At 72.6% G+C, this 14,896-nt stretch carries 13 protein-coding genes and 1 riboswitch; of the genes, 9 read left to right on the top strand and 4 right to left on the bottom strand.

Annotated elements, in window-relative coordinates; translation table 11 throughout:
- Positions 1–72: 72 nt before the first annotated feature.
- Together G3I53_RS00260 and G3I53_RS00255 are read right to left on the bottom strand one after the other, a co-directional pair.
- Complete coding sequence (locus tag G3I53_RS00260) at positions 73–831, bottom strand: NAD(P)H-binding protein (protein WP_164332372.1); 759 nt, start codon at positions 829–831, stop codon at positions 73–75.
- A gap of 281 nt (positions 832–1,112) precedes the next feature.
- Positions 1,113–3,443 carry a chitinase C-terminal domain-containing protein gene (locus tag G3I53_RS00255; protein ID WP_164332371.1) on the bottom strand — a complete coding sequence of 777 codons (2,331 nt, stop codon included), beginning with the start codon at positions 3,441–3,443 and terminating at the stop codon, positions 1,113–1,115.
- Between the two features lie 268 nt (positions 3,444–3,711).
- Positions 3,712–3,842, top strand: a riboswitch (FMN riboswitch).
- A gap of 145 nt (positions 3,843–3,987) precedes the next feature.
- Between G3I53_RS00255 and G3I53_RS00250 the strand changes: the two genes are divergently transcribed.
- The 9 genes from G3I53_RS00250 to G3I53_RS00210 all read left to right on the top strand — a co-directional run bounded on the left by G3I53_RS00250 (position 3,988) and on the right by G3I53_RS00210 (position 11,537).
- Entirely contained in the window at positions 3,988–4,602 is a 615-nt protein-coding gene (locus G3I53_RS00250) for a riboflavin synthase (RefSeq protein ID WP_164332370.1), read from the top strand.
- A complete protein-coding gene (locus G3I53_RS00245; protein WP_164332369.1) occupies positions 4,599–5,243 on the top strand; it encodes a nicotinamide mononucleotide transporter family protein in 645 nt (214 codons plus the stop codon). Before G3I53_RS00250 ends, G3I53_RS00245 begins: the two co-directional genes overlap by 4 nt.
- On the top strand, positions 5,240–6,583 hold the full coding sequence (locus G3I53_RS00240) for a bifunctional 3,4-dihydroxy-2-butanone-4-phosphate synthase/GTP cyclohydrolase II (protein WP_239063429.1): 1,344 nt from the start codon (positions 5,240–5,242) through the stop codon (positions 6,581–6,583). Before G3I53_RS00245 ends, G3I53_RS00240 begins: the two co-directional genes overlap by 4 nt.
- A 32-nt stretch (positions 6,584–6,615) precedes the next feature.
- On the top strand, positions 6,616–7,101 hold the full coding sequence (ribH, locus tag G3I53_RS00235) for a 6,7-dimethyl-8-ribityllumazine synthase (protein WP_164332368.1): 486 nt from the start codon (positions 6,616–6,618) through the stop codon (positions 7,099–7,101).
- A gap of 34 nt (positions 7,102–7,135) precedes the next feature.
- Positions 7,136–7,408, top strand: a complete 273-nt coding sequence (locus G3I53_RS00230) for a phosphoribosyl-ATP diphosphatase (RefSeq protein WP_164332367.1) — start codon at positions 7,136–7,138, stop codon at positions 7,406–7,408.
- Positions 7,409–7,457: 49 nt separating this feature from the next.
- The gene (gene hisG, locus G3I53_RS00225; RefSeq protein ID WP_164332366.1) at positions 7,458–8,321 is read left to right on the top strand and encodes an ATP phosphoribosyltransferase; all 864 of its coding nucleotides are present in this window, start codon (positions 7,458–7,460) and stop codon (positions 8,319–8,321) included.
- A gap of 20 nt (positions 8,322–8,341) precedes the next feature.
- On the top strand, positions 8,342–8,812 hold the full coding sequence (locus G3I53_RS00220; protein ID WP_164332365.1) for a PH domain-containing protein: 471 nt from the start codon (positions 8,342–8,344) through the stop codon (positions 8,810–8,812).
- A 308-nt stretch (positions 8,813–9,120) separates the two neighbouring features.
- Positions 9,121–10,452, top strand: coding sequence for a hemolysin family protein (locus tag G3I53_RS00215; protein ID WP_164332364.1), 1,332 nt, complete (start codon positions 9,121–9,123; stop codon positions 10,450–10,452).
- Positions 10,449–11,537: a hemolysin family protein gene (locus tag G3I53_RS00210; RefSeq protein WP_164332363.1), complete on the top strand. Its 1,089-nt coding sequence runs from the start codon at positions 10,449–10,451 to the stop codon at positions 11,535–11,537. The genes G3I53_RS00215 and G3I53_RS00210 overlap by 4 nt, the downstream gene beginning before the upstream one ends.
- 103 nt (positions 11,538–11,640) lie before the next feature.
- Here the strand turns inward: G3I53_RS00210 and G3I53_RS00205 are convergent, their stop codons facing one another.
- Positions 11,641–13,500, bottom strand: a complete 1,860-nt coding sequence (locus G3I53_RS00205) for an AAA family ATPase (protein WP_164332362.1) — start codon at positions 13,498–13,500, stop codon at positions 11,641–11,643.
- Between the two features lie 429 nt (positions 13,501–13,929).
- Positions 13,930–14,550 carry a hypothetical protein gene (locus G3I53_RS00200; protein WP_164332361.1) on the bottom strand — a complete coding sequence of 207 codons (621 nt, stop codon included), beginning with the start codon at positions 14,548–14,550 and terminating at the stop codon, positions 13,930–13,932.
- Between the last annotated feature and the right edge of the window lie 346 nt (positions 14,551–14,896).

The following is a 14,896-nucleotide window of genomic DNA, read 5'->3' as shown; positions in this document are numbered from 1 at the left end:
CACGCGACCCCGGTGGGGCTCACGCCCGGTCCGGGTGCCGCGGCGGCCGAACCGGCCCGCCGGCGGCACCGCTCAGCGGTGCGCCCGCGCCTCCTGCCGTCGGCGGGCCAGGAACTCCTCGAAGGTGCGCGTCCCCACCGCATGGTCCGGCGCCAGGTGCCCGCCCGCGCGGAAGGCCTGATAGGCGGCTCCCCTGAGCGGCACCTTCACCACCGCCCGGCGGCGGCCCGTGGCCTCCAGGTAGGAGCGGGCGAGGGAGTGCAGTGTCCGGACCTCCGGGCCGCCCATGTCCTCGACCCGGCCCGCCGGGGCCGCCTGCGCCAGTTCGCACAGCCGGTCCGCGACCTCGCCGACGTCGACCGGCTGGTCCTTCACCCGCGCGGGCAGCAGCATGACGGGCACCTTGGACAGCCCCTGGAAGAGCTGCAGCAGCAGGTCGTGGAACTGGGTGGCGCGCAGCACCGTCCAGTCGACGCCCGAGTCCTCGATCAGCCGCTCCACCGCGAACTTCGAGCGGTAGTAGCCGAACGGCACCCGGTCGACGCCCACGATGGAGATGTAGACCAGGTGCCCCACCCCGGCCCGACGGGCCGCCGTGATCAGGTTCCGCGCGGCCCGCTCGTCCCCGCCGCGCGGTGAGGTGGCGCAGTGGACGACGGTGTCCACCCCCGAGAGCGCCGCGTCCAGGGCGCTGCCGCCCTCGCGCAGGTCGACGGAGTAGGGCACCGCGTGCCGGCTGAGCACCCGCAGGTCGTGGCCCGCCGCGCGCAGCCCCTCGGTCACGGGCCGGCCGAGCGTTCCGGTCCCTCCGGTCACCAGGATCGTGCTCATGCTGTTCCGTCCCTTCGGACCCGGGGCGCTCCCGGTCGGAGCGCCCTTCACCGGGAGGACGGGCGGCAGCCCCGGAATGTGACGCCGCCCGGCGACGTACCCGTCCAGCTTGTCCGAATCGCCGCCCCGTCGCACTCGCTCGGCCCCGGGCAGGCCCGTGCCGCGCGGCACCATGGGGTGCGCCGCGCGGCACGGGGGGCGGCGCCGTCAGGGCGCGCCGTGGTGAGGCCCGGCGGCGGGCAAGGGCCGTCGTCACCGCCGCCGGACCGGTCCGATGGGCGTCAGCAGGCTCCCTGGTCCCGCCAGGCGCCCCATTCGCCGGTGGTGCCGGGCTCCTCGCCCTGCGTCCACCACTGGGACTTCCACACGTGGCCCTCGTGCGAGACCACGCTGCCCCCGCCGTACGCGGTCGAGGCGTTCCACGCCGGGTCCGCGCAGTCGCCGGGCTCACCGGGCGGTGTGGTGGGCGGGTCGGTGGGGGTGGTGCCGCCCGGTTCCACGACCGTGGTGCCGCGGGCCAGGTCACCGGCCAGGGCGTAGGTCTTCCCGCCGAACGTCACCGTCCAGTTCGAGGGGGTCGACACCGGCAGGTAGTAGACGAAGTCCAGCTCCGCCGAGTCGCCCGGGGCCAGCGGCTGCCAGGCCGGCAGCTTCAGCGACACCCGGTGGTGGTCGCCCTTCAGGCCGCCCACGTTGTCCCCGGTGTGGTCCGAGCGGATCACCGTCGTGCCCCAGCCGGACTGGTCCTTCGCGTTGCCGGGCGCGGAGGTGGCGTAGTCGAATCGGAACTCCGTGCCGCCGGGCAGGGCCGTGGAGGTGTTGTTGGTGATCTTCAGCTTGGGACTGATCGGGTAGTTGGAGTCGCCGAGCGGGAACTGGCCGAACTCGACGTCGATGTCCAGGGCCTCCGCCGGCATGTCGGTGGTGGCCCGGGTCGCTCCGTAGGGGGCGGCGGACCGGAACTTCTCGTACATCGCGGTGGTCAGCGTGGAGCCCGGCTCGTACTGGCCCGTGGCCGCGTTCCAGTCGTAGTCACCGGCGAGTTCCCACACCATCGTGCCGCCGATGCCGCGGTCCACGACGTAGTCGGCCTTGGCCTTCACGGACTGCTCGTCCTCGGTGGACAGGAAGACCTTCTTCTCCGCGTTCCACAGCCAGGGCGCGACCAGGGTGGAGTCGTACTTGCGGGCGTAGGTCCCGGTCAGTTCGGTGTCGGCGGGGAAGCCGTAGTCGGTGACGTAGTCGCCGACGACGCCCTTCTCCAGGTTCTTGGCGTGCCACATCGGGTTGGACCCGGCGGGCGACTCCCGGCCGTTGTCGTCCAGGTCGTGCCAGAGGTTGTCGATGCCGGTGGCGCCGTCTCCGCACTTGGTCAGCCCGGATCCGGCGGGGCAGTCCGTCGAGGGGGCCTTGCCCCACAGTCCGTCGGTGCCGCCGGTGACGTTCTTGAAGCCGCGGGTGTAGTACGGCAGGCCGATGTTGATGCGGCCCGCGGGCATCGAGCCCCGGAAGTAGTGGTAGGCCCAGTCGGTGTTGAGGTAGCCGATCCCGCCGTACTGGGACGTGGTGTAGACGCCGGCGGAGGCCAGTTCGGCGTCCTTGCCGTCGTCGAAGAGCGAGGCGTTGGGGCCGACGTACTCGTTCCAGGCGCCGTGCAGGTCGTAGGACATGATGTTGACGTAGTCCAGGTACTTCTGGACCTGGAAGGTCTCCATGCCGCGCAGCAGGTAGCCGGACGAGGGGGCCGCCACGGTGAGCAGGTAGTGCCGGCCGTCCGCCGCGCCCGCGCGGTCCAGCTTCTCGCGGAGGGTCTTCATCAGCTCCGCGTAGCCCTTGACCAGACCGGCCCGGCGGGCGTTGGCGAAGGACCAGTCGAGCGGGTTGCCCGCGTCCTTCATGGTGGTCGGGTACTCGTAGTCGATGTCGAGGCCGTTGAAGCCGTACGTCCGCAGGAAGTCGACCGCCGAGTCGGCGAAGGTCTCGATGCCGGCGTGGTTGACCGAGCCGTCGGCGTTGGTGGCCATGGAGTAGAAGCCGCCGGAGTCGACCCGGTCGCCGTCGGCGTCGAAGTAGCCGCCGGTCTCGGCCCAACCGCCCACCGAGATCAGCGTCTTGACGTCGGGGTGCTGCTTCTTGAACTTCGTCAGCAGGTTGAAGTGGCCCTTGTAGGGCAGTGCCGGGTCCATCTCCGCGCCGGTCACGCCGGGCCAGGTCATGCCGGTCGCCGGGTTGTTCGCGCCGTCCGGGCCGACGGACAGCTTGTCGTCCTTGTCGACGTGGGCGAACGCGTAGTTGATGTGGGTGATCTTCTCCCAGGGGATGTCGGACGCGAGGTAGGCGGGCTTTCCGTCCTTGCCGGTGCGCCAGCCGGTGAAGTAGCCGATCACCCGGCGCTGGTGGTCGGCGCCCATCCTCTCGCGCCCGTCCGCGTCGTAGACCGAGCAGTAGGGGACCTCGACCCCCGGTGTCCGGTACAGCCCGTCGGGGCGACAGGACTCCTGGTCGGCGGCGTGCGACACGGAGGCGGGAAGGGCCGCGAGCAACAGGCCCGCGACGGCGGCGGCGGAGGCGAGCAGGGCAGGTCTCGCCCCGGGACGTGAAGGGGACGTCACAGTCGGTTCCTCTCCAGGGAAGGTGGCGCAGAATCTAAGAGGACTAGACCAAAGCGTCAATAGGTATGGACCAATTCGACGGACGGTCACCGGCGCGTCCCGCGGCGGGAGTTCACGGCCGGCGCCGCCGGAACCGAACGCTCCGGCAGGGTGGCCGAGCGTGTCCCGTCACCCTGGGGTCGCCGGACGCCACGGGTTGTGAGGCACTCCACACCCACCGCCTGTATGGACCCCGGCCGGTCATGGCACACTGGCCCTGTACCAGTAGCAGCGCACTCCGGGGTCGGTGAAAGTCCGAACCGGCGGTTACAGTCCGCGACCCGGTCGCCTCCAGCGGCCGGTTGACCAGGTGAAATTCCTGGACCGACGGTTAAAGTCCGGATGGGAGGCAGTGCGCGGCGGGCGGGCATCCATGCGCGCCGCCGTACCGGTCCGTCCTCGCGGCGGACTCCGTCCGGCGTCGCCCCCGGTGTCCTCGCCCGTACGATCTGTCGTCATCGACAGCCCCGGAGTCCGTGCCCGAAGAGGCAGGAGGACCCGGGAAGTGTTCACCGGAATCGTCGAAGAGCTGGGCGAGGTCACCGCCGTCGAGACCCTCGACGACGCCTGTCGCTTCCGGCTGCGCGGCCCCGTCGTCACCCAGGACGCCAAGCACGGGGACTCCATCGCCGTCAACGGCGTCTGCCTCACCGTCGTCGAGCACGAGGGCGACGAGTTCACCGCCGACGTGATGGCCGAGACCCTGAACCGCTCCAGCCTCGGCGCCCTCGCCGTCGGCTCCCGGGTGAACCTCGAACGCCCCATGGCCCTCGGCGCCCGCCTCGGCGGACACATCGTGCAGGGCCACGTCGACGGCACCGGCGAGATCCTCGGACGCAAGCCCTCCGAGAACTGGGAACTGGTCCGGATCTCGCTGCCCGCCGGCCTCTCCCGCTACGTCGTCGAGAAGGGCTCCATCACCGTCGACGGCATCAGCCTCACCGTCGTCGACGCCGGACCCGACTTCTTCACGGTCAGCCTCATCCCGACCACCCTCGACCTGACCACGCTCGGCCTCAAGCAGCCCGGCGACCCCGTCAACCTCGAGGTGGACGTCATCGCCAAGTACGTCGAGCGCATGATCGGCGACCGGGCCCTCGGCAAGGGGGACGGGCGGTGAACTGGCTGAACTCCGAGGCGTTCACCGTCCTCGGCCAGCACATCAAGTGGTCCGACATGATCGGCAACGTGATCGGCCTGCTGGCCCTCGCGCTCGGCTGGCGCCGCTCCCTGTGGACCTGGCCCGCCCAGTTCCTCTCCGGCCTCATCCTCTTCGCCGCCTTCGCGACCGCCCACCTCTCCGGCAGCGCCGGCAAGCAGATCGTCGTCATGCTCGTCGCCGCCTGGGGCTTCGCCCAGTGGAACCGCGGCCGGCAGCAGGCCCAGGACGGATCGATCGCCGTCCGCTTCGCCACCGGCCGGGAGCGCGCGGCCCTGGTGGGCGCCGCGGCCGCCGGCACCCTCCTCGTCGGCGGGCTGTTCACGCTCTACCCGTCCCTGTCCTGGGACCCGTGGCCGGACGCCTACATCTTCGTCGGCACCGTCGTCGCCATGTACGCGCAGGCCCGCGGCATGGTCGAGTTCTGGTTCGCCTGGCTGCTGGTCGACCTCGTCGGCGTCCCGCTGAACTTCGCCAACGGCTTCGCCTTCTCCGGTTTCGTCTACATCATCTACGGCGCGCTGGTCCTGTGGGGACTGCGCGACTGGTGGCTGCGCTCCCGCGAGGACGTGCGGCCCGCCCTGGAAGGAGCGCCGGCATGAGCGCCCGCCCGTCACCCGCCAGCACCCTCGACGAGGCCGCCCCGCAGCAGCGGAGCGGGCCGTTGTCCCGCCCCGTCGTCCCACCGGCCCTCGACGACGCCGAGGACCTGGCGCTCGACCCGGTCGAGCAGGCCGTCGCCGACATCGCGGCCGGCCGGCCGGTCGTCGTCGTCGACGACGAGGACCGCGAGAACGAGGGCGACCTCGTCATCGCCGCCGAGATGGCCACCCCCGAGATCGTCGCCTTCATGATGAGCGAGTGCCGCGGCCTGATCTGCGCCCCCATGGAGGGCGACGAACTGGACCGCCTCCGGCTGCCGCAGATGGTGGACGACAACACCGAGTCGATGAAGACCGCCTTCACCGTCTCCGTCGACGCCTCCGCCGCCCACGGCGTCACCACCGGCATCTCCGCCGCCGACCGCGCCACCACCCTCCGGCTGCTGGCGGGCGGCACCGCCGAACCCTCCGACCTGGTCCGGCCCGGCCACGTCTTCCCGCTGCGCGCCCGCCCCGGCGGCGTCCTGGTGCGCAACGGCCACACCGAGGCCGCCGTCGACCTCGCCCGGCTCGCCGGACTGCGCCCGGCGGGCGCCATCGTCGAGATCGCCGGCGAGGACGGCAGCATGCTGCGGCTGCCCGAACTCGTCCCGTTCGCCCGCAAGCACGGCCTGACGATCATCTCCATCGAGGACCTCATCGCCTACCGCCGCAGCAGTGAGCCCACCGTGCGCCGGGAGGCCGAGGTCCGCCTGCCCACCGCGCACGGCACCTTCACCGCGTACGGCTACCGCTCCACCGTCGACGGCGTCGAGCACGTCGCCCTGGTCCACGGCGACGTCGGCGACGGGGAGGACGTCCTCGTCCGCGTCCACTCCGAATGCCTCACCGGAGACGTCTTCGGCTCCCAGCGCTGCGACTGCGGACCCCAGCTGGACGCCTCCCTGGCCCGCATCCAGGCCGAGGGCCGGGGCGTCGTCGTCTACCTGCGCGGCCACGAGGGGCGCGGCATCGGCCTGATGTCCAAACTGCGCGCCTACGAACTCCAGGAACGCGGCCGGGACACCCTCGACGCCAACCTCGAACTCGGCCTGCCCGCCGACGCCCGCGACTACGCGGCCGGCGCGCAGGTCCTCGCCGACCTCGGTGTGCGCAGCGTCCGCCTGCTGACCAACAACCCCGACAAGTCCGACGCGCTCGTCCGCCACGGCATCGCCGTCACCGCCCGTGAGCCGATGCCCGTCACCGCGAGCGAGCACAACCTCCGTTACCTGCGCACCAAGCGGGACCGGATGGGCCACGACCTGCCCTGGCTCGACACACCGACCGTGCCGGCCTGAGGCAACCAGTAAGCGAACCACCGAGGAGAGACGTGAGCGGCAAGGGTGCACCGGAACTGTCCGTACGCGACGTGGGGGACCTGCGGGTCGCCGTCATCGCCGCGCAGTGGCACGAGAAGGTGATGGACGGACTGGTCGACGGCGCCCTGCGCGCCCTGCACGACCTCGGCATCGACGAGCCGACCCTGCTCCGGGTCCCCGGCAGCTGGGAACTCCCCGTCGTCGCCAAGGTCCTCGCCGGACGCGGCTACGACGCGGTCGTCGCCCTCGGCGTCGTCATCCGGGGCGGCACACCCCACTTCGACTACGTGTGCCAGGGCGTCACCCAGGGCCTGACCCAGGTCTCCGTCGACACCGGCGTGCCCGTCGGATTCGGCGTCCTCACCTGCGACACCGAGGAGCAGGCCCTGGACCGCGCCGGACTGCCCGGATCCGGCGAGGACAAGGGGCACGAGGCCGTCACTGCCGCCGTGGCGACCGCCGCCTGCCTGCGTTCAGTATCCGAACCCTGGCGGTGAGCAGGGCCCGTCAGCGCGTAGGGTAAGGACCACCATGTCCAAGAAGACGTTCGAGGAGCTCTTCACCGAGCTCCAGCACAAGGCCGCCCACGGCGACCCCGCCACTTCCCGCACGGCCGAACTGGTGGACAAGGGCGTCCATGCCATCGGCAAGAAGATCGTCGAAGAGGCCGCCGAGGTCTGGATGGCCGCCGAGTACGAGGGCAAGGAAGCGGCCGCCGAGGAGATCTCCCAGCTGCTGTACCACGTCCAGGTGATGATGGTCGCCCGCGGCATCTCCCTCGACGACGTCTACGCCCACCTCTGACCGTCCCGCACGCCCCCACCACCCCGACACCGCGAAGGAAGCCGACCTCATGCTGCGCATCGCCCTCCCCAACAAGGGTTCCCTGTCCGGCCCTGCGGCGGAGATGCTGCATGAGGCCGGCTACCAGCAGCGCCGCGAGACCAAGGAACTGCGGGTCGTCGACCCGACCAACGAGGTGGAGTTCTTCTACCTCCGCCCGCGCGACATCGCGATCTACGTCTCCTCCGGCCGCCTCGACATCGGCATCACGGGACGGGACCTGCTCGTCGACTCCGGCGCCCGCGCCGAGGAGATCCTGCCGCTGGGCTTCGCCCGCTCCACGTTCCGCTTCGCCACCCGCCCCGGCACGGCCAACGGCGTCACCGACCTGACGGGCATGACGATCGCCACCTCCTACGAGGGCATCGTCGCCCGCCACCTGGAGGACAAAGGCATCGACGCCTCCGTCGTCCACCTCGACGGCGCCGTGGAGACCGCCATCGAACTCGGCGTCGCCGAGGTCATCGCCGACGTCGTCGAGACCGGCACCTCCCTGCGCAACGCGGGCCTGCAGGTCATCGGCGAGCCCATCATGACGTCCGAGGCGGTCGTCATCCGCCGCACCGGCGCCCTGGCCGACCCCGACGACACCGCCGAGCCGAAGGTCCAGCAGTTCCTGCGCCGCCTCCAGGGCGTCCTGGTGGCCCGCACCTACGTGATGATGGACTACGACTGCCGGGTCGAGCAGCTGGAGAAGGCCGTCGCCCTGACCCCGGGACTGGAGTCCCCGACGGTGTCCCCGCTGCACAACGAGGGCTGGGTCGCCGTCCGCGCCATGGTCCCCTCCAAGGAGGCCCAGCGCATCATGGACGACCTGTACGACATCGGGGCGCGGGCCATCCTCACCACCGCCATCCACGCCTGCCGCCTCTGACCGGGACCGGGAGCGACACCATGTCGGATGCCACCTCGTCCGGGCTGCCCGCCCTGCCCGTCACCTTCCGCCCCGGCCGCACCCGCGCCGTCCTCCTCACGATGGGCGTCGCGATCTTCGTCGCCGTCAGCCTGATCGGCGTGCTCCTCACCCGGCTGAGCCCGGGCGAACGCCTCAGCTTCGTGGTCACCGGCGCCCTGCTCGGCAGCGTGCTGTACCTGCTCGCCCGGCCCCGCGTCGAGTGCGACGAGACCGGCGTCACCGTCGTCAACATCGTCACCCGCCGCCGTCTGGAGTGGCCGGAAATCATCCAGGTGCACCTGCGTCCCGGCGACCCCTGGGTGTTCCTCGACCTCAGCGACGGCACCAGCCTGCCCGCGCTCGGCATCCAGCCGGGCATCGCCAGGCAGCACGCCATCGCCGACGCCCGCGCCCTGCGCGCCCTGGCCGCCGCCCGGTCCACCGCCGGTCCCGAGGCACCCCTCGGCTGACCGCCGGCCCCGGCACCGCACCACGGCCGCTCCCGGCACCCCGCCGGGACGGCCGTGACGCACATCAGGGACCCGTCCGGGCCCTCACCCTGCCGCAGTCGCCCGTGTCCCGATTAATCTGGTGGACGCGGGCGCGACGACAGCGCCCGCGCCCCTGCCGCCCGCCCGGTGCGTCAGGGATTCCTGCGACCCGAGGAGTGACCCTCTCCGGCGATGGACGGATCGTCTGGCAGTACCTGCGCCGCCCCCTCCCGACATAGCGCCGGCCGGCCCCGCCCGGTCCGCGTCCCCACGGAGGCGGTGGCATCATGACCACCCCCCTGCTGCTCCTGGCAGCCGCACTCCTGCTCATTCTCGCCAACGGCTTCTTCGTGGCCGCCGAGTTCGGCCTCGTCACCGTCGAGCGCCCCGACGCCGAACGGGCCGCTGCGGCCGGCGACCGGCGCGCCCGGCGCGTCGTCGCCTCCCTCAAGGAGCTGTCCTTCCAGCTCTCCGGCACCCAGCTCGGCATCACCCTCACCTCCCTCGTCGTCGGCATGCTCGCCGAACCGGCCCTCGCCCGGCTGCTGCACGGCCCGGTCACCGCACTCGGCGTGCCCGGCGGTGCCGTGTCCGGCATCTGCGTGGTCGTCGGCGTGCTGCTGGCCTCCGCCGTGCAGATGGTGATCGGTGAACTCGTGCCGAAGAACTGGGCCGTCTCCCGCCCGCTGCAGGTCGCCCGCTTCGTCGCCGGCCCGCAGCAGGTCTTCGCCCGGCTGTTCCGCCCGGTCATCGCCGGACTGAACGCCGTCGCCAACCGGCTGGTGCGCCTCTTCGGCATCGAACCCACCCAGGAACTCGCCTCCGCCCGCACCCCGGGCGAACTGGTCTCCCTGGCCCGGCACTCCGCCCGGGCCGGCGCCCTGGAACAGGACACCGCCGACCTCTTCGTGCGCACCCTCTCCCTGGCGGAGCTGGCCGCACAGCACGTGATGACACCGCGCGTGAAGGTGAGCGCCCTGCAGTCCTCGGCCACCGCCCAGGACGTCGTCAACCTCACCCGGGCCACCGGCCTGTCCCGCTTCCCCGTCTACCGGGAGCGGATCGACGAGGTGACCGGCATCGTCCACCTCAAGGACGCGCTTGCCGTGCCCGCCCGCGACCGGCTCCGCACCCCCGTCGAGGACATCGCCCGCCCCGCGCTGCTGGTGCCCGAGACGCTGCCCGTGCGGGCGCTGCTGACCCGGCTGCGCAGCGAACAGCCCATCGCCGTCGTCGTCGACGAGTACGGCGGCACCGCGGGCGTCGTCACCCTCGAGGACATCGTCGAGGAGATCGTCGGCGAGGTCCGCGACGAGCACGACGACCCGGACGCGCCCCAGCTCACCGCGGCCCCGCCGCAGGACGGCGACCCCGCCTGGGACGTCGACGGCGGCGTCCGCGTCGACCAGCTGCGCCGCATCGGCCTGGAGGCGCCCGACGGGCCCTACGAGACCGTCGCCGGGCTGGTGGCCGACCTCCTCGGCCGCATCCCGGCCGTCGGCGACCACGTGGAGCTGCCCGGCTGGCGCCTGTCGGTGCACCGGGTCGGCCACTACCGCGCCGACCGGGTCCGCCTGGTCAGGACCGCGCCGCTGCCGCTGGTGGAGGCCGCGGGATGAGCGTCCTCCAACTCCTGTTCGCCGCGCTGCTGGTGCTCGCCAACGGCTTCTTCGTCGGCGCCGAGTTCGCACTCGTCTCCGTGCGCCGCAGCCAGATCGAACCGCTCGGCACCGCCCGGGCCCGCCAGGTGCTGCACGGACTGGAACACCTGCCGCAGATGATGGCGGCGGCCCAGTTCGGCATCACGGTCTGCTCCCTGACGCTCGGCGCGGTCGCCGAGCCGACGGTGGCCCGCCTGCTGGAGCCCGTCTTCGCCTGGATCCACCTGCCGCCGGGCATGGTGCACCCGCTCGGCTACGTCATCGCGCTCGCCGCGGTGGTCTTCTTCCACCTCGTCGTCGGGGAGATGCTCCCGAAGAACCTCGCGATGGCCGCCCCCGAGAAGGCCGCGCTGTGGCTCAGCCCCGGCCTGGTCTGGTTCGCCCGCCTGTGCCGCCCGGTCACGGCCGCGCTCGGCGCCTGCGCGGAGGCCGTCCTGCGGCTGTTCGGCGTCGAGCCGAAGGACGAGGTGGAGGCCGTCTTCACCAGCGAGCAGCTCAACCGGCTGGTCGAGCACTCCGGCCGGGCCGGCCTGCTCGACCCGGAGGAGACCGAACGCCTGGAGGACGCCCTCGGACTGGGCAGCCGCCCGGTGACGGACGTCCTGCTCGGGCACGCGTCGCTGGTGACCGTCGAACCGTCGGTCACCCCGGCGCGCGTGGTGGAGCTCACCGCCCGCACCGGCTACTCCCGCTTCCCGGTCGCCGCCCAGGACGGGGACGCCTACCTGGGCTACCTGCACGTCAAGGACGTCCTCGACCTGGAGGACGACGAGCGTCCGGTGCCGCGCCGGCTGTGGCGGCCGATGACCACCCTGCGCGCCGACGTCCCGCTGGACGACGCCCTCACGGTGATGCGCCGCGCCGCCACCCATCTGGCCCAGGTGGCCGACGCGTCCGGGGCGGTGCTGGGCCTGGTCGCCCTGGAGGACGTCCTGGAGACGCTGGTCGGCGAGGTCCACGACCCCGCCCACCGGCAGCTGCCACAGGTCCGCCTGACCGAGCCCCGCCCGAGCGGCGAGCCGGAACAGGCCCTGGCCACTTAGTTAGCCCGTGTCTTCCGGATCACCCCGGGCACCGGCAACTGTCAAGGCGCCGTCGATCCGAGTCCGAGTGATCCGAAAGACACGGCCCAGCGCCGGCGGCGCGTCACCGTCCCGGGGGGTCCTGCGGGCTCCGGCCCGACAGGACCTCCCCGTACGCCTGCATCAGGTCCGGCAGCCGCAGCGTCGACAGGTCCTCCCGGGTCAGCGTGCCCGGCACGGTGGACAGCCGCAGGTCGCGGTACGCGCAGCTCTTCTCGTACAGGGTGCGCAGGAAACGCCCGTTGCCCAGCTCGTCGATCCACTGCTGGTCGACCACGTGACCGGCGATGGACCGCAGCTCGTCCAGGGCCTCCTCGTCCCACACGTCCCCGTTGTCGGCGGCGAGCACCTTGCCGATCTCGGTCAGCTCCAGCGGCCGGTAGGACGGGAAGTCGACCCGGGTGGTGAACCGGGAGGACAGCCCCGGGTTGGCGGTCAGCAGCCGGTCCATGCCCTCCGGATAGCCGGCCAGGATCACCACCAGGTGGTCGCGGTTGTCCTCGGCCCGCTTCAGCAGCACCTGCAGGGCCTCGTCGCCGTAGGCGTCGCCCTTGCCGTACCCGGAGTTGGAGAGCGAGTAGGCCTCGTCGACGAAGAGGACCCCGCCGAGCGCGGAGTCGATCAGCTCGTTGGCCTTCACGGCCGTCTGCCCGAGGTACTCGCCGACCAGGTCGGCGCGCTGCGCCTCCACCAGGTGGTCGCCGCCGAGCAGCCCGAGGGCGTAGAAGACCCGGCCCAGGATGCGGGCCACCGTGGTCTTCCCGGTGCCGGAGGGGCCGGAGAAGACGAAGTGCCGTTTGGGCGGCTGCACCGGCAGGCCCTGCCCGGCCCGCAGCCGCGCCATGTTCAGCTGCGCCGAGAGCGCCTTGACCTGGCGCTTCACCGGTTCGAGACCGACCATGCGCTCCAGTTCGGCGAGGGCCTCCTCCAGTAACGCCGGATCGGTGGGCCCGGTGGGCAGCGGCACCTGCGCCGAGCCCGTCCGCTCCCGCACCGGGGCGACGGACAGCGGGGGCAGCGGGGCGGGCGGCGGCTCCGGCTCGGACAGCCGCAGGTCACGGCCCTCCGTGCCGAACAGCGGATCGAGGGTGTCCGGTGTGTCCACGGTGTCCTGGCCGGCGCCGGTGAGCGTGATCGCGGCGAGGCCCGCGTCGTCGTAGCCGTCCCCCTCGGAGATCGCCGCGAGCCGCGCCGAGGTGTCCATGAAGGCGGGGTCGACCCGGTGCACGGCCCGGTACAGGGGGAGCGCGGCGGCGCTGCGGCCGGTCCCCTCGTGCGCCCGGGCCAGCCAGTAGCGCAGTTCCTTGCGCTGCGGCTGCTCGCTGCGGCACCGCATCAGGGCCGCGGACAGCAGAGGTTCGGCCTGCCCGTACATCTCCAGCCGGACCCGGGCCATACCGCCGAACAGGCCCGCCTCGATGCCCAGCAGCGGGTCACCGAGCAGCGGGTCGGTGTGCCGGACCAACTGCTCCCAGTCCTTGACGAGATAGGCACGGCAGGCGTGCAGGAAGCGGACCTGGGGTTCGGTGTCCACGGGCGGCAGTCCGGCGAGCGCCCGGTCCAGTTCGGGGACGTGCCGGCCGTCCAGCCAGTGGGAGGCGTGCGCGAGCAGCAGGTCCCGCGGGCTCTCCAGCACGGGCTGCACCCACCACCCCAGCCAGTACCAGGAGTTGAGGGTGCGCCGGTGCCGGGTGCGTTGCTCGCCGAAGCGGTCCCGGTGCCGGAACATGCGCAGCAGCGCGGTCGTCGTGTCGACCCGCAGGGCGTGCAGCCCGAGCCAGCCGTCGGCCATCCCGGGGTCGATCCGTACCGCGTTCCGGAACTCCTCCTCGGCCTGCGGATAGGCGCCCATGGTGTAGGCGTCGACGCCCCGCAGCCAGGCCAGGTCGGCCGGGGCCTGCGGGCCCTGCGTGCCGAAGTCCATCGCGTCCCCCACGAACCGTGCCCCCGTCGGTGTGCCGGCCGGCCCTCGTCCGTCGGCTCCCCTAGGTCGAACCGCTGTGCCACGGACCGGAGTTGCAGGTGCGCGCAGCAGCGTCCCCCGACCGCACCGAGGGCATCGTACCCGCGGCGGCGCCACGGCCGTAGGGTGCCGCCCGGCCGGGGCGGTGGAGGGAGGGGGCACACGGGGCCGCCGAGCGGTGACCGAGCGTGATGAAGGAGGGGCCGGCGGTGTCCGGCGGGGGCGGAGCGGGCAGAACGAAGCCCCCGATCACGGGGGAACAACCGGGGGCTTCGTGTCCGCGAGCGGTCCCGAAGGGCCGCACATTGAGAACGTAAGACCTGTACGGCCCGGTGGTCAAGCCGAGTTGGGGGACCCGGGCAACTTCTCCGACGTGGCGTTCTCACAGGTTCAGCACACTGCTGGCGGTCCGTCACCGACTGTGAACGGCGGGCCCGCATCAGCCGTCACGGCGGGCCCGGGAAGCACCTCGTACCCCTCCTGCCGCTGCCGCACCAGAAGGTCCGCGAACGGCCGTGAGGGGTCCTCGGCGAAATGCCGCCGTTCCGCCGCCACCCACCCGTCCCAGAACTCCCGCAGCTCCGCGCCGTCCCGATCCCGCCCCCGCGCCCAGGAGTCCGCCGCCGGCAGGTCCATCCACACCAGCAGCGCCAGATGCGGGCGCAGGGCCCGGCGTCCCGCGCCGACCCCCTCGACGAGGACCACCGGCGCGGGCGGCAGCGGCCGGGGCTCCCCGAAGCGGCGGGAGTGCCAGTCGTAGGGGGAGTAGAGCGCCGTCCGGCCGGCCCGGAGCGGCTCGATCACCTGGTCGGACAGCCGCCCGGTCCACGCGAACAGCTCCTCGTGGCTGGCGATGTCGTCGAGCCGCAGCACCGGGGCGCCGCCCAGGGCCGCGGCCAGCCGCCCGGCGAACGTGGACTTGCCGGAGCCCGCGTGCCCGTCGACGGCGACGAGCCGCACCGGGCCGCAGGACGGGGTGAGGCGGTGGATGCGGGAGGCGAGAGCGTGCACGGCCGGCTCCCGGGGTGTGGGGGAGGGGACAGGACGCCAGCACTGTAGGCCGTGGGCGGACCCGCCCGCACGACGGCGCCCGCGGCCGGCGGCCCCGCGGACGCGTCCTCGCCCCTTGAGGCCCCGTCAGAGGTCGAGACCCATATTGGCCGGCGCGGCACAGCCCCGGGTGCTGGCCGGACCGGCGCGGCTGCGTCCATAGTGGGCGCACACCCGTTCCCACCGGTGGACGCACACCGTCCGACCGGCCGTGCACCGGACCTGCCCCGACTCGGACACCTGGGGGTCTGCCACCCATGAGCCAAGCCCAACAGCCGTCCCGCAGAATCCTGTTGACGGCCGCGGT

The sequence above is a fragment of the Streptomyces sp. SID14436 genome (assembly GCF_010548465.1).
Classification (GTDB): domain Bacteria; phylum Actinomycetota; class Actinomycetes; order Streptomycetales; family Streptomycetaceae; genus Streptomyces.
This window is presented reverse-complemented; position numbering and strand designations above follow the sequence as displayed.

Coding starts and splice junctions, on each gene's coding strand:
- G3I53_RS00210 (WP_164332363.1), top strand. CDS start 10,449: ATGAGCGTCCTCCAACTCCTGTTCGCCGCGCTGCTGGTGCTCGCCAAC.
- G3I53_RS00220 (WP_164332365.1), top strand. CDS start 8,342: ATGTCGGATGCCACCTCGTCCGGGCTGCCCGCCCTGCCCGTCACCTTC.
- G3I53_RS00260 (WP_164332372.1), bottom strand. CDS start 831: ATGAGCACGATCCTGGTGACCGGAGGGACCGGAACGCTCGGCCGGCCC.
- G3I53_RS00205 (WP_164332362.1), bottom strand. CDS start 13,500: ATGGACTTCGGCACGCAGGGCCCGCAGGCCCCGGCCGACCTGGCCTGG.
- G3I53_RS00240 (WP_239063429.1), top strand. CDS start 5,240: ATGAGCGCCCGCCCGTCACCCGCCAGCACCCTCGACGAGGCCGCCCCG.
- G3I53_RS00215 (WP_164332364.1), top strand. CDS start 9,121: ATGACCACCCCCCTGCTGCTCCTGGCAGCCGCACTCCTGCTCATTCTC.
- hisG (WP_164332366.1), top strand. CDS start 7,458: ATGCTGCGCATCGCCCTCCCCAACAAGGGTTCCCTGTCCGGCCCTGCG.
- G3I53_RS00230 (WP_164332367.1), top strand. CDS start 7,136: ATGTCCAAGAAGACGTTCGAGGAGCTCTTCACCGAGCTCCAGCACAAG.